We start from the raw sequence: 10957 nt of genomic DNA, 5'->3' as shown, positions 1-10957 counted from the left end.
GTCCGCAGCATCTCGGCTTCCGTCTTCTGGATCAGGTCGCCGATGTAGACGATGTTGTCGTTCTTCAGGCAGTTGGCCGAACGGACCGACAGCTCGAGCTCGTCGACCTTCTTGAGCAGCGCCGGGTTGAACGGCAGCTCGGGCTTGGCCTCGCCTTCGACCTTCTTCTTCGGCTCTTCGAAGGTGATGAAGATCTGCAGCTGGTCCTGGAGGATGCGGGCGGCGTAGGCCACCGCGTCGACCGGCGAGACGGCGCCGTTGGTTTCGACTTCCATGATCAGCTTGTCGTAGTCGAGGCTCTGACCCTGGCGGGTCGGCTCGACGCGATAGGCGACGCGCTTGACCGGGGAATAGAGGGCGTCGACGGCGATCAGGCCGATCGGCGCGTCCTCGGGGCGGTTCATCTCGGCCGGGACATAGCCCTTGCCGGTCTGGACCGTGAACTCCATGCGCACGGTGGCGCCTTCGTCCAGCGTACACAGCACATGGTCGCCGTTCAGGATCTCGATGTCGGCCGGAGCCTCGATCTGGCTGGCGGTGACGACGCCGGGGCCGGTGGCCCGCAGGGTCATGCGCTTCGGCCCCTCGGCGTGCATGCGCACGGCGAGTTGCTTGATGTTCAGGACGATGTCGACGACGTCTTCACGGACGCCTTCCAGCGACGAGAACTCGTGCACCACGCCGTCGATCTGGACCGCGGTCACCGCGGCCCCCTGCAGCGAGGAGAGGAGGACGCGACGGAGGCTGTTGCCCAGCGTCACGCCAAAGCCGCGCTCGAGGGGCTCGGCCACCACGCGCGCCTTGCGGCTGGCGTCGGCGCCGGTCTCGATCTGCGGCTTCTCGGGACGGATGAGCTCGTTCCAGTTTCTTTCGATCACGGATGGGTGTCCCTTGGAACGAAGGATCGCCGGCCGCTTGCGCGGGCCGGCGCCTTGAATTGCAGTACTTTGTTACTCAGACCCGACGGCGCTTGGGCGGACGGCAGCCGTTGTGCGGAATCGGGGTCACGTCACGAATGGTGGTGATCGTCATGCCGACGGCCTGCAGCGCGCGAAGCGCCGACTCGCGGCCCGAACCGGGACCCGAGACGTTCACTTCCAGCGTTTTTACGCCGTGCTCGGCGGCCTTACGGCCGGCGTCCTCGGCCGCCATCTGGGCGGCGTACGGCGTCGACTTCCGGGAACCCTTGAAGCCCATCATGCCGGCGCTGGACCAGGAGATCGTGTTCCCCTGAGCGTCGGTGATGGTGATCATGGTGTTGTTGAACGAGGCGTTCACGTGCGCCACGCCCGAGGTGATGTTCTTGCGCTCGCGACGTTTGACGCGCGCCGGTTCCTTGGCCATCGGAGGTACGCTCTCTTACTTCTTCTTGCCGGCGATCGGCTTGGCCGGACCCTTGCGGGTGCGGGCGTTGGTGTGCGTGCGCTGGCCGCGGACCGGCAGGCCCTTGCGGTGACGCAGCCCGCGGTAGCAGGCGAGGTCCATCAGGCGCTTGATGTTGACCGCGGTCTCGCGACGCAGGTCGCCTTCGACCACGTAGTCGCGGTCAATCGCCTCGCGGATCTGCAGGACCTCGGCGTCCGTCAGCTGGTTGACGCGACGGGCGTCCTCGATGCCGACCTTGCCGACGATCTCGCGGGCTTTCGCCGCGCCGATGCCATGGATGTACTGCAGCGCGATCACGACGCGCTTGTTGGTGGGGATGTTGACGCCAGCGATACGGGCCACGTGGGAAATTCTCCTGATCACGCAAGAGACGCGCGAACGGCGCCCCGGCCTCTAATGCCCGAAGGCGCAGGCCGGCGCGTCCTTCGCGCTCTTTCGCGGAAGCGCCTCGTTATAAGGATCGCCGCGCCTCCGTCAATGCGGAATGCGCCCAAATATGAACGAATTATCGCCGGCGCAGAATGGGCTCCTGCGCGCGCGGAACCGGGGCCTGGCCCGGTGCATGGCGGACAGGGTGGAGGGTAGCACGAAGGCCGAGGGACGCAATCGCGCCGAACGGCCGCGGACGGTGGAGGTGGGTCAGGCCTTGGAAAGGGCGGCGTCGATGGCGGCCGCGACCTCGTCGATCGAGCCCATGCCGTCCACCTGCACCAGCTTGCCCTGGTTCTCGTAGTACGGCAGCAGCGGCGCGGTCTGGTCGTTGTAGGCAGCCAGGCGGACCTTGAAGCTGTCCGGATTGTCGTCGGGACGGCCGGTCTCGGCGAACCGGCCGGCGACCCGCTCCAGCAGGGCGGCGTCGTCGACCTTCAGGCGGACCACGAGGTCGATCTGCCGGCCTCGGCCCTTGAGCATGATGTCCAGCGCCTCGGCCTGCGCCAAGGTGCGCGGGAAGCCGTCGAAGATCGCGCCGCCAGCGGCCTCGGCCTCGGGCAGGCGGCTCTCGATCAGCTCGATGACGATGCCGTCCGAGACCAGCTCTCCGCGCTGCATGATGCCCGACACCCGCTGGCCGAGCTCCGAGCCCGAAGCGATCGCCGCGCGCAGCATGTCGCCGGTCGACAGCTGGACCATATTGTGGGTCTCGACCAGGCGCTTGGCCTGGGTCCCCTTCCCCGCCGCCGGCGGGCCGAACAGGATCAGATTCATGTCCCCTCCCCTAGCGGCTCCGCCCCCGGAGCCGCCGAAGCGGTGCGACGGCCCCTAGCGGCCGCGCCCGCCCCGCAGCTTGGATTTCTTGATCAGGCCTTCGTACTGGTGCGCCAGCAGGTGCGACTGGATCTGCGTCACCGTATCCATCGTCACGCTCACCACGATGAGGATCGAGGTGCCGCCGAGATAGAAGGACACGTTGTAGAAGCCGATCAGCGCCTCGGGCAGCAGGCAGACGACGGTGATGTAGGCCGCGCCGATCACCGTCAGACGGGTCAGCACGAAGTCGAGGTACTCGGCGGTGCGCTTGCCCGGACGGATGCCGGGCAAGAAGCCGCCGTACTTGCGCAGGTTCTCCGCCGTCTCCTCCGGATTGAAGGTCACGGAGGTGTAGAAGAAGCAGAAGAACACGATCAGCATGCCGTACAGCAGCATGAACAGCGGGCGGCCGTGCTGCAGCTGACCGGTCGCGGCCGGCAGCCACTGCAGCCAGGTCGGCAGGTCGCCCTGGGCGGCGAAGCCCATGACCGTGGTCGGCAGCAGCAGCAGGCTGGAGGCGAAGATCGGCGGGATGACGCCGGCGGTGTTGATCTTCAGCGGCAGGAACGAGGTGTCGCCGCCGAACATCCGGTTGCCCTGCTGGCGTTTCGGATACTGGACCAGCAGGCGGCGCTGCGAACGCTCGAAGAAGACGATGGCGATGGTCACCGCGACCACCAGCACAGCGATCAGCAACAGGGCCCCGCCGCTCATGGCGCCGGTACTGGTCATCGAGAACGCCTGGGCGATGTAGCGCGGCAGGACCGCGACGATGCCGGCGAAGATGATCAGGCTGATGCCGTTGCCGACGCCGCGGCTGGTGATCTGTTCGCCGAGCCACATCAGGAACATGGTCCCGCCCGTCAGGGTGACGACGGTGGCGATGACGAAGAACGGCCCGGGGGCGTCGACGAGGCCGGGCGAGTTGGCCAGGCCCATGGCGATGCCGAACGACTGGAAGACCGCCAGGATCACCGTCAGGTAGCGGGTGTACTGGTTGAGCGTCTTGCGCCCCGCCTCGCCGCCTTCCTTCCGCAGCTTCTCCCACGGCGGATAGACCGTGCCGAGCAGCTGAACGATGATCGAGGCCGAGATGTACGGCATCACGTTCAGGGCGAAGATGGCCATCCGTTCGACGGCGCCGCCCGAGAACATGTTGAACATGCCGAGGATGCCCTGGGCCTGGCCCTGGAAGGCCTGCTGCAGGGCGACCGGGTCGATGCCGGGGATGGGGATGAAACAGCCCAGCCGGTAGACGATCATCGCACCCAGCGTGAACCAGATGCGCTTGTGAAGCTCCGTCGCCTTGGCGAAGGCGCCGAAGTTCATGTTGGCGGCGAGCTGTTCAGCGGCCGAAGCCATTCACCAATTCCCCTGACTATGGTCCCGCTCAAATAGGACGCTCCGGCCCCGATAGCGAGGCCGGAGATCGCAGGTCCCGAAGGGCCTTAGGCTTCCGCCGCGGCTTCGGGCTTGGTCGTGGTGAGCTGGCCGCCGGCCTTTTCGACCGCCGCGCGGGCCGAAGCCGTCGCGGAGTAGACGGTGATCTCGATCTTGGACGTCAGCGCGCCCTTGCCGAGCAGCTTCACGCCGTCCTTGGCGCGGCGCACGACGCCGGCCTTGATCAGGGCCTCGGCGTCGATGGCCGCCTTGGCGTCCAGCTTGCCGGCGGCGATCGCCTGTTCGATGCGCCACAGGTTCACTTCCGCGAACTCCTTGGCGAACGGGTTGTTGAAGCCGCGCTTGGGCATACGCATGTGGAGCGGCATCTGGCCGCCCTCGAAGCCCTGGATGGCGACGCCCGAACGGGCCTTCTGGCCCTTCACGCCGCGGCCGGCGGTCTTGCCCTTGCCCGAGCCCGGGCCGCGGCCGACGCGCATGCGGTTCTTGGTGGAGCCTTCGCGCGGGGCGAGTTCGTTCAGCTTGGTCATGTGCCTCTCCTTGGAGATCTGCGCCGGGGCGAAGCCCCGACTCGGCGATGCGCGCCCCAAACGGACGCCAGAAACGGTTCGAGGGGGTTGAACCCTGCCTGAGCGGCGGATGCAACCCCCTCGACTAGTCTTGGAGGAGCGTCACGAGGACGCCCGAAGCGTTCTTACTCGACCACTTCGACCATGTGGGCGACCTTGGCGATCATCCCACGGACCGAGGGGGTGTCTTCCAGCGTCGAGACGCGGCCGACCCGGTTCAGGCCGAGGCCCGCGAGGGTGGCGCGCTGATCCTTCTTGCGACGGATCGGGCTGCCGGTCTGGCGAACGGTGACGGTGGCCATCTGAGCTTATCCTTCCGCGTCCGCGGCCGCCTGGGCCGAAGCGCCGTCGGCGCGGCGGCCGATGACGTCCGCGACCTTCTTGCCGCGCTTGGCGGCGACCTGGCGGGGCGAAGACTGGGCCTTCAGCGCCTCGAAGGTCGCGCGCACCATGTTGTAGGGGTTGGACGAGCCGACCGACTTGCCGACGACGTCCTGGACGCCCAGGGTTTCGAGCACCGCGCGCATCGGACCGCCGGCGATGACGCCGGTGCCGGGAGGCGCCGCGCGGACCATCACCTTGCCCGCGCCCCAACGGCCGTTGCCGTCGTGGTGCAGGGTGCGGCTCTCGCGGAGCGGCACGCGGATCATCGACTTCTTGGCTTCCTCGGTCGCCTTGCGGATGGCTTCCGGCACTTCGCGCGCCTTGCCGTGACCGAAGCCGACGCGGCCCTTCTGGTCGCCAACGACCATCAGCGCAGCGAAGGAGAACCGCCGGCCGCCCTTAACGGTGGCCGCGACGCGGTTGATGTGCACCAGCTTCTCGACGATTTCGCTGTCGCGCTCTTCTTCGGCGCCACGGTTGCGACGATCGCCGCGCTGTTCGTCTCTGCGAGCCATGATCGTTCCTTAGAAATTCAGGCCGGCTTCACGAGCCGCGTCGGCCAGGGCCTTGACCCGACCGTGATAGAGATAGCCGCCGCGATCGAAGACGACGTCCTTGACGCCCTTTTCGATGGCGCGCTGGGCGACCAGGGCGCCGACGCGGGCGGCGGCGTCCTTGTCCGAGCCCTTCTGCTTCTTCTCGCCGCCTTCGAGCGACGAGGCGGCAGCCAGGGTCACGCCGTTCTCATCATCGATGACCTGGGCGTAGATGTTCTTGGACGAGCGGAAGACCGACAGCCGCGGGCGGCCAGCCGCCACCTTGCGGAGGCGGGTGCGGACACGTTGCGCGCGGCGCAGGGTGGAGTCGCGAGGGGAGAGCGCCATGGCTTACTTCTTCTTGCCTTCCTTGCGGCGGACCTGCTCGCCGGCGTAGCGAACGCCCTTGCCCTTGTAGGGCTCGGGCGGACGGATGCGGCGGATGCGCGCCGCGGTCTCGCCGACCAGCTGCTTGTCGATGCCGGAGATCTTGATCTCGGTCTGCTTCGGCGTGGCGAAGGTGATGCCGGCTGGGGCCGGCACGTCGACGTCGTGGCTGAAGCCGAGTTGCATGGAGAGCGCCTGGCCCTTCATCGCGGCGCGGTAGCCGACGCCGACCAGCTCGAGCGACTGCTCGAAGCCGTCGGTCACGCCGGTGACCATGTTGCTCACCAGGGTGCGCGACAGGCCCCACATCGCCTGCGCACGGGTGTTCTCCGTGCGCTTCGACAGCTGAAGCTCGCCGCCTTCCTGGCGAACCTCGATCTCTTCCGGCACCGTCCAGGCGAGCTGGCCCTTGGGGCCCTTCACCGAAATCGACTGGCCGTCGAGGGTCACCGTCACCCCGTTGGGGACCGCAACCGCCTTCTTTCCGATCCGCGACATCTTAGTAGACCCGGCAGAGCACTTCGCCGCCCACGTTGGCGTCACGCGCCGCGGTGTCCGACATGACGCCCTTCGGCGTCGACAGGATCGAGATCCCGAGACCGTTCTTCACGGGCTTCAGGTCCTTGATCGACGAATAGACGCGGCGGCCCGGCTTGGAGACGCGGCTGATCTCGACAATGACCGGCTGGCCGTCGAAATACTTAAGCTCGATCTCGAACTCCGGGAACGCACCCGGCTTCTCAACCAGCTGGTAGCCGCGGATGTAGCCTTCGTCCGCCAGCACGTCGAGGACGCGCGCGCGCATCTTCGAGGCGGGGGTCGAGACCTTCGACCGGCCACGGCCGGCGGCGTTCTTGATACGGGCGATCAGATCGCCGATGGGGTCGTTCACCATCTCTCGATCTCCCTTACCAGCTCGACTTGACGAGGCCGGGGATCAGCCCGTGCGAACCGAGGTCGCGCAGGGAGATCCGGCTCATCTTGAGCTTGCGGTAGTAAGCCCGCGGACGGCCCGTGACCTCGCACCGGTTGCGGATGCGGGTCTTGGACGAGTTGCGCGGCAGTTCCGCCAGCTTGAGCCGGGCTTCGAAGCGCTCTTCGAGCGGCAGGCTCTCATCGTTGGCGATCGCCTTCAGCGCGTCGCGCTTGGCGGCGTACTGCTTGGCGAGCTGCTTCACTCGTTCGTTGCGGTTGACGGCGCTTTTCTTGGCCATGGTGCTCTTTCCTTCCCGTTACGCTTGCACGAACGGGAACTGGAATTCCTTGAGAAGCGCGCGCGCTTCGTCGTCGGTCTTCGCAGTCGTGGCGACGATGATGTCCATGCCCCACATCTGATCGATCTGGTCGTAGTTGATCTCCGGGAACACGATGTGCTCCTTTAGACCCATGGCGTAGTTGCCACGGCCGTCGAACGAGGTGGGCTTCAGGCCCCGGAAGTCCTTCACGCGCGGCAGCGCGATGGTGATCAGCCGGTCCAGGAACTCGTACATGCGATCCTGGCGGAGCGTGACCTTGGCGCCGATCGTCATGCCTTCGCGCAGCTTGAAGCCGGCGATGGACGTGCGGGCCTTGGTCGGCACCGGCTTCTGGCCGGCGATCTTCGCCAGGTCGGCCAGGGCCGACTGGATCTTCTTGGAGTCCCCGACGGCCTCGCCGACGCCCATGTTCAGGACGATCTTGTCCAGCTTGGGGATCTGCATCTCGTTGGTGTAGCTGAACTGCTCCTTCATCGCCGCGCGGATGCGCTGGCGATACTCGGTCTTCAGCCGGGGTTCGTAAGCTTGCTCAGCCATTGGAGATCACCTCGCCGTTCGACTTGGCGAACCGCACCTTCTTGTCGCCTTCCACGCGGAAGCCGACGCGGGTCGGCTTGCCGGCGGAGTCGACGATGGCGACGTTCGACAGGTGAAGCGGCGCTTCCTTGTTCTTGATGCCGCCCTGCGGGTCGAGCTGCGTCGGACGGGTGTGGCGCTGAACCATGTTCAGGCCTTCGACCAGCACGCGCTCTTCCTTCGGGAAGACTTTGAGGACGGCGCCCTGGCGGCCCTTGTCCTTGCCGGTGAGGACCACGACGCGGTCCCCTTTGCGAATCTTCGCAGCCATCACAGCACCTCGGGGGCGAGAGAGATGACCTTCATGTGGTTCTTCGCGCGCAGTTCGCGGGGAACCGGGCCAAAGATCCGCGTGCCGATCGGCTCGCCTTGCTTGTTCACGATCACGGCGGCGTTCTTATCGAAGCGAATGACGGAGCCGTCCTTGCGCTTGATCGCCTGGCTGGTGCGCACGACGATCGCCTGCAGCACGTCACCCTTCTTCACGCGGCCGCGCGGGATCGCCTCCTTGACGGAGACGACGATGCGGTCGCCGACAGACGCGTAGCGACGCTTCGCGCCGCCAAGCACCTTGATGCACATGACCCGGCGGGCGCCGGAGTTGTCGGCGACGTCCAGGTTAGTTTGCATCTGGATCATTGGATCTGATCCCTCTTACGCTTGCTGGTCCGCGCTGCCCTTAGGCAGCACTTCCCAGGTTTTCAGCTTCGACTTGGGCGCGCATTCGACGATGCGGGCGGCCTCGCCGGCCTTGTAGGCGTTCGCCTCGTCATGAGCGTGGTACCGCTTCGACCGACGGACGGTCTTCTTCAGCACCGGGTGCAGGAAGGTCCGCTCGACCTTCACCACGACCGTCTTGTCGCCCTTGTCGGAGACGACAACGCCTTCGAGAATTCGCTTCGGCATTACTCGTATCTCCTCAGGCCTGAGCCTGCTTGCCGCGCAGGACGGTGCGGATGCGCGCGATGTCCTTGCGCACCTCGCCCACGCGGTGGGTCTTTTCGACCTGGCCGGTCGCCTTCTGGAAGCGCAGGTTGAACTGCTCCTTCTTCAGGTTGACGAGCTGCTCGGCCAGTTGGTCGGGGGTGAGGCCCCGGATGTCGTCGATCTTCATCACGCGTGCTCCGCGACAGCGGCGTCGATGCGCGTGACGATGCGGGTCTTCACCGGCAGCTTCGCCGCGCCGAGGCGCAGGGCTTCACGGGCCACATCGTCCGGCACGCCGTCGATTTCGAACATGATCCGGCCCGGGTGGACGCGGGCGGCCCAGTACTCGACCGAGCCCTTACCCTTACCCATCCGGACTTCGGCCGGCTTGTCGGTGACCGGGACGTCCGGGAAGATCCGGATCCACACCCGGCCCTGACGCTTCATCTGACGCGTGATCGCGCGGCGGGCCGCTTCGATCTGGCGCGCGGTGATGCGCTCGGGCTCGACGGACTTCAGGCCGTAGGAACCGAAGTTCAGGGTGAAGCCGCCCTTGGCGACCCCATGGATCTTGCCCTTGAACTGCTTGCGATACTTGGTCTTTTTCGGAGACAGCATGACTTCGCTTCCTTAGGCGTTCGCCGGCTCGCCGCGGCGCTCGCGGCGCGGGCCGCGGTCCGGACGATCGCCACGGTCACGGCCGCCACCCTCGCCGGCCGGGCCGCTTTCGCCGGCCAGGCGCTTGTCGAGAGCCATCGGGTCGTGCTCGAGCACTTCGCCTTTGAAGACCCACACCTTCACACCGATGATGCCGTAGGTGGTCTTGGCTTCGGTGAAGCCATAGTCGACGTCGGCGCGCAGGGTGTGCAGCGGCACGCGGCCTTCGCGGTACCATTCCATGCGGGCGATTTCCGCGCCGCCGAGACGGCCCGAGACGTTGATCCGGACGCCCTTGGCGCCAAGACGCATGGCCGACTGCATCGAACGCTTCATGGCGCGGCGGAAGGCCACGCGGCGCTCGAGCTGCTGGGCGATGTTCTCGGCGATCAGCTGGGCGTCGGTCTCCGGCTTGCGGATCTCGACGATGTTCAGGTGCACCTCGACGCCGCCGGCCATCGCCGACACGTCCTTGCGCAGCTTGTCGATGTCCGCACCCTTCTTGCCGATGATCACGCCGGGGCGCGCGGCATAGATGGTGATGCGGCACTTCTTGTGCGGACGCTCGATGACGATCCGCGACACGCCGGCCTGATACAGGCGCTTCTTGAGGGCGCGACGGATCTTGATGTCGGCGTGCAGCAGCTTGCCGTACTCGACGCCGTCGGCGAACCAGCGGCTGTCCCAGGTGCGGTTGATGCCGAGGCGCAGCCCGACCGGATTGATTTTCTGACCCATCAGGCGGCCTCACCCAGCTCGCGGACCACGATGGTGATCTCGGAGAACGGCTTTTCGATGCGGGAAGCACGACCGCGCGCACGGGCGGCGAAGCGCTTCATCACCAGGTTCTTGCCCACGAAGGCCTCGGCGACGACCAGGTTGTCGATGTCGAGGTTGTGGTTGTTCTCGGCGTTCGAGATCGCCGAGTAGAGTGCCTTGCGCACATCGCGGGCGATGCGCTTGTGGCTGAACTCGAGCTCGTTCAGGGCCCGCTGGACCTTGAGGCCGCGGATCGACTGGGCCACCAGGTTCAGCTTGCGAGGGCTGGTGCGCAGGGTGCGGACCTTGGCCATCGCCTCGATGCCCTGCAGGCGGCGTGCTTTCGCTTGCTTGGACATGACTACTTCCTCTTGGCCTTCTTGTCGGCGGCGTGGCCCGGGAAGAAGCGGGTGGGCGCGAACTCGCCCAGCTTCATGCCGACCATGTCTTCCGAGACCAGCACGGGGACGTGCTTCTGGCCGTTGTGGACGCCGAACGTGAGACCCACGAACTGCGGCATGATGGTGGAGCGGCGCGACCAGGTCTTGATCACGTCCTTCCGGCCCGAGGACTGCAGAGCCTCGGCCTTCTTGAGCAGATACCCGTCGACGAACGGGCCTTTCCAGACAGAACGGGTCATGCCTTAGCGAGCCTTCCTGGCGTGGCGCGAGCGGATGATGAACTTGTCCGTCGCCTTGTTCGTACGGGTCTTCGAGCCCTTGGTCGGCTTGCCCCACGGGGTGACCGGGTGACGGCCGCCCGAGGTCTTGCCTTCACCGCCGCCGTGCGGGTGATCGACCGGGTTCATGGCGACGCCGCGGACGTGCGGGCGACGGCCCTTGTGACGGTTGCGGCCGGCCTTACCCATGAC

General features: G+C 66.5%; 21 protein-coding genes and 1 pseudogene. All 22 read right to left on the bottom strand.

The features are described 5' to 3' along the window. Nucleotides 1-878: DNA-directed RNA polymerase subunit alpha (locus tag ACILRF_RS10765; RefSeq protein ID WP_395672716.1), on the bottom strand; the 878-nt coding region annotated here is incomplete at its 3' end. Nucleotides 879-954: 76 nt separating this feature from the next. Continuing rightward, nucleotides 955-1344: a 30S ribosomal protein S11 gene (gene rpsK / locus ACILRF_RS10760; RefSeq protein WP_056018114.1), complete on the bottom strand. Its 390-nt coding sequence runs from the start codon at nucleotides 1342-1344 to the stop codon at nucleotides 955-957. A gap of 15 nt (nucleotides 1345-1359) precedes the next feature. Continuing rightward, the gene (gene rpsM, locus ACILRF_RS10755) at nucleotides 1360-1728 is read right to left on the bottom strand and encodes a 30S ribosomal protein S13 (RefSeq protein ID WP_395672714.1); all 369 of its coding nucleotides are present in this window, start codon (nucleotides 1726-1728) and stop codon (nucleotides 1360-1362) included. 297 nt (nucleotides 1729-2025) lie between these two features. Continuing rightward, nucleotides 2026-2592: an adenylate kinase gene (locus tag ACILRF_RS10750; RefSeq protein WP_395672712.1), complete on the bottom strand. Its 567-nt coding sequence runs from the start codon at nucleotides 2590-2592 to the stop codon at nucleotides 2026-2028. A gap of 54 nt (nucleotides 2593-2646) precedes the next feature. Beyond that, nucleotides 2647-3996, bottom strand: coding sequence for a preprotein translocase subunit SecY (secY, locus tag ACILRF_RS10745; protein ID WP_395672710.1), 1350 nt, complete (start codon nucleotides 3994-3996; stop codon nucleotides 2647-2649). Nucleotides 3997-4082: 86 nt separating this feature from the next. Further along, entirely contained in the window at nucleotides 4083-4565 is a 483-nt protein-coding gene (rplO, locus tag ACILRF_RS10740) for a 50S ribosomal protein L15 (RefSeq protein ID WP_395672708.1), read from the bottom strand. A 164-nt stretch (nucleotides 4566-4729) separates the two neighbouring features. Then, a complete protein-coding gene (rpmD, locus tag ACILRF_RS10735) occupies nucleotides 4730-4906 on the bottom strand; it encodes a 50S ribosomal protein L30 (RefSeq protein WP_395672706.1) in 177 nt (58 codons plus the stop codon). A gap of 6 nt (nucleotides 4907-4912) precedes the next feature. Next, a complete protein-coding gene (gene rpsE / locus ACILRF_RS10730; RefSeq protein ID WP_395672704.1) occupies nucleotides 4913-5503 on the bottom strand; it encodes a 30S ribosomal protein S5 in 591 nt (196 codons plus the stop codon). Nucleotides 5504-5512: 9 nt separating this feature from the next. Further along, nucleotides 5513-5872 (bottom strand): 50S ribosomal protein L18, encoded by a 360-nt coding sequence (gene rplR / locus ACILRF_RS10725; protein WP_395672702.1) that lies wholly within the window; start codon nucleotides 5870-5872, stop codon nucleotides 5513-5515. Between the two features lie 3 nt (nucleotides 5873-5875). Then, on the bottom strand, nucleotides 5876-6409 hold the full coding sequence (rplF, locus tag ACILRF_RS10720) for a 50S ribosomal protein L6 (RefSeq protein WP_395672700.1): 534 nt from the start codon (nucleotides 6407-6409) through the stop codon (nucleotides 5876-5878). A 1-nt stretch (nucleotide 6410) separates the two neighbouring features. After that, nucleotides 6411-6806 (bottom strand): 30S ribosomal protein S8, encoded by a 396-nt coding sequence (gene rpsH, locus ACILRF_RS10715; RefSeq protein ID WP_395672698.1) that lies wholly within the window; start codon nucleotides 6804-6806, stop codon nucleotides 6411-6413. 13 nt (nucleotides 6807-6819) lie between these two features. Then, nucleotides 6820-7125 carry a 30S ribosomal protein S14 gene (gene rpsN, locus ACILRF_RS10710; protein ID WP_395672696.1) on the bottom strand — a complete coding sequence of 102 codons (306 nt, stop codon included), beginning with the start codon at nucleotides 7123-7125 and terminating at the stop codon, nucleotides 6820-6822. 18 nt (nucleotides 7126-7143) lie between these two features. Next, nucleotides 7144-7704 (bottom strand): 50S ribosomal protein L5, encoded by a 561-nt coding sequence (gene rplE / locus ACILRF_RS10705; RefSeq protein WP_395672694.1) that lies wholly within the window; start codon nucleotides 7702-7704, stop codon nucleotides 7144-7146. Further along, nucleotides 7697-8014, bottom strand: a complete 318-nt coding sequence (gene rplX, locus ACILRF_RS10700) for a 50S ribosomal protein L24 (RefSeq protein WP_395672692.1) — start codon at nucleotides 8012-8014, stop codon at nucleotides 7697-7699. The genes rplE and rplX overlap by 8 nt, the downstream gene beginning before the upstream one ends. After that, complete coding sequence (gene rplN, locus ACILRF_RS10695) at nucleotides 8014-8382, bottom strand: 50S ribosomal protein L14 (protein WP_257818398.1); 369 nt, start codon at nucleotides 8380-8382, stop codon at nucleotides 8014-8016. Before rplN ends, rplX begins: the two co-directional genes overlap by 1 nt. A 15-nt stretch (nucleotides 8383-8397) precedes the next feature. Next, on the bottom strand, nucleotides 8398-8649 hold the full coding sequence (gene rpsQ / locus ACILRF_RS10690; protein ID WP_395672689.1) for a 30S ribosomal protein S17: 252 nt from the start codon (nucleotides 8647-8649) through the stop codon (nucleotides 8398-8400). A gap of 13 nt (nucleotides 8650-8662) precedes the next feature. After that, on the bottom strand, nucleotides 8663-8857 hold the full coding sequence (rpmC, locus tag ACILRF_RS10685; RefSeq protein ID WP_395672687.1) for a 50S ribosomal protein L29: 195 nt from the start codon (nucleotides 8855-8857) through the stop codon (nucleotides 8663-8665). Beyond that, on the bottom strand, nucleotides 8857-9288 hold the full coding sequence (gene rplP, locus ACILRF_RS10680; RefSeq protein ID WP_395672685.1) for a 50S ribosomal protein L16: 432 nt from the start codon (nucleotides 9286-9288) through the stop codon (nucleotides 8857-8859). Before rplP ends, rpmC begins: the two co-directional genes overlap by 1 nt. Before the next feature lie 12 nt (nucleotides 9289-9300). Further along, the gene (gene rpsC / locus ACILRF_RS10675; protein ID WP_395672683.1) at nucleotides 9301-10065 is read right to left on the bottom strand and encodes a 30S ribosomal protein S3; all 765 of its coding nucleotides are present in this window, start codon (nucleotides 10063-10065) and stop codon (nucleotides 9301-9303) included. Beyond that, entirely contained in the window at nucleotides 10065-10445 is a 381-nt protein-coding gene (gene rplV / locus ACILRF_RS10670) for a 50S ribosomal protein L22 (RefSeq protein WP_395672682.1), read from the bottom strand. Before rplV ends, rpsC begins: the two co-directional genes overlap by 1 nt. A gap of 2 nt (nucleotides 10446-10447) precedes the next feature. Further along, a complete protein-coding gene (gene rpsS / locus ACILRF_RS10665; protein ID WP_395672680.1) occupies nucleotides 10448-10726 on the bottom strand; it encodes a 30S ribosomal protein S19 in 279 nt (92 codons plus the stop codon). A gap of 3 nt (nucleotides 10727-10729) precedes the next feature. Beyond that, nucleotides 10730-10957, bottom strand: a pseudogene (gene rplB, locus ACILRF_RS10660) (50S ribosomal protein L2); the annotation flags it as partial.

The organism is Phenylobacterium sp. (genome assembly GCF_044236515.1).
In the GTDB taxonomy this organism is placed as follows: domain Bacteria; phylum Pseudomonadota; class Alphaproteobacteria; order Caulobacterales; family Caulobacteraceae; genus Phenylobacterium.
Note: the sequence above shows the minus strand (reverse complement) of the source record. Positions and strands in the feature narration are given on the sequence as shown.

Excerpts from the sequence above, each read along its gene's own strand:
- secY (WP_395672710.1), bottom strand. The coding sequence starts at position 3,996 with ATGGCTTCGGCCGCTGAACAGCTCGCCGCCAACATGAACTTCGGCGCC.
- rpsN (WP_395672696.1), bottom strand. The coding sequence starts at position 7,125 with ATGGCCAAGAAAAGCGCCGTCAACCGCAACGAACGAGTGAAGCAGCTC.
- rplN (WP_257818398.1), bottom strand. The coding sequence starts at position 8,382 with ATGATCCAGATGCAAACTAACCTGGACGTCGCCGACAACTCCGGCGCC.
- rpsQ (WP_395672689.1), bottom strand. The coding sequence starts at position 8,649 with ATGCCGAAGCGAATTCTCGAAGGCGTTGTCGTCTCCGACAAGGGCGAC.
- rpsH (WP_395672698.1), bottom strand. The coding sequence starts at position 6,806 with ATGGTGAACGACCCCATCGGCGATCTGATCGCCCGTATCAAGAACGCC.
- rpsK (WP_056018114.1), bottom strand. The coding sequence starts at position 1,344 with ATGGCCAAGGAACCGGCGCGCGTCAAACGTCGCGAGCGCAAGAACATC.
- rplR (WP_395672702.1), bottom strand. The coding sequence starts at position 5,872 with ATGGCGCTCTCCCCTCGCGACTCCACCCTGCGCCGCGCGCAACGTGTC.
- rpsE (WP_395672704.1), bottom strand. The coding sequence starts at position 5,503 with ATGGCTCGCAGAGACGAACAGCGCGGCGATCGTCGCAACCGTGGCGCC.
- rplV (WP_395672682.1), bottom strand. The coding sequence starts at position 10,445 with ATGTCCAAGCAAGCGAAAGCACGCCGCCTGCAGGGCATCGAGGCGATG.
- rpmD (WP_395672706.1), bottom strand. The coding sequence starts at position 4,906 with ATGGCCACCGTCACCGTTCGCCAGACCGGCAGCCCGATCCGTCGCAAG.
- rpsC (WP_395672683.1), bottom strand. The coding sequence starts at position 10,065 with ATGGGTCAGAAAATCAATCCGGTCGGGCTGCGCCTCGGCATCAACCGC.
- rpsS (WP_395672680.1), bottom strand. The coding sequence starts at position 10,726 with ATGACCCGTTCTGTCTGGAAAGGCCCGTTCGTCGACGGGTATCTGCTC.
- rplO (WP_395672708.1), bottom strand. The coding sequence starts at position 4,565 with ATGACCAAGCTGAACGAACTCGCCCCGCGCGAAGGCTCCACCAAGAAC.
- rpmC (WP_395672687.1), bottom strand. The coding sequence starts at position 8,857 with ATGAAGATCGACGACATCCGGGGCCTCACCCCCGACCAACTGGCCGAG.
- rplX (WP_395672692.1), bottom strand. The coding sequence starts at position 8,014 with ATGGCTGCGAAGATTCGCAAAGGGGACCGCGTCGTGGTCCTCACCGGC.
- ACILRF_RS10750 (WP_395672712.1), bottom strand. The coding sequence starts at position 2,592 with ATGAATCTGATCCTGTTCGGCCCGCCGGCGGCGGGGAAGGGGACCCAG.
- rplE (WP_395672694.1), bottom strand. The coding sequence starts at position 7,704 with ATGGCTGAGCAAGCTTACGAACCCCGGCTGAAGACCGAGTATCGCCAG.
- rplP (WP_395672685.1), bottom strand. The coding sequence starts at position 9,288 with ATGCTGTCTCCGAAAAAGACCAAGTATCGCAAGCAGTTCAAGGGCAAG.
- rplF (WP_395672700.1), bottom strand. The coding sequence starts at position 6,409 with ATGTCGCGGATCGGAAAGAAGGCGGTTGCGGTCCCCAACGGGGTGACG.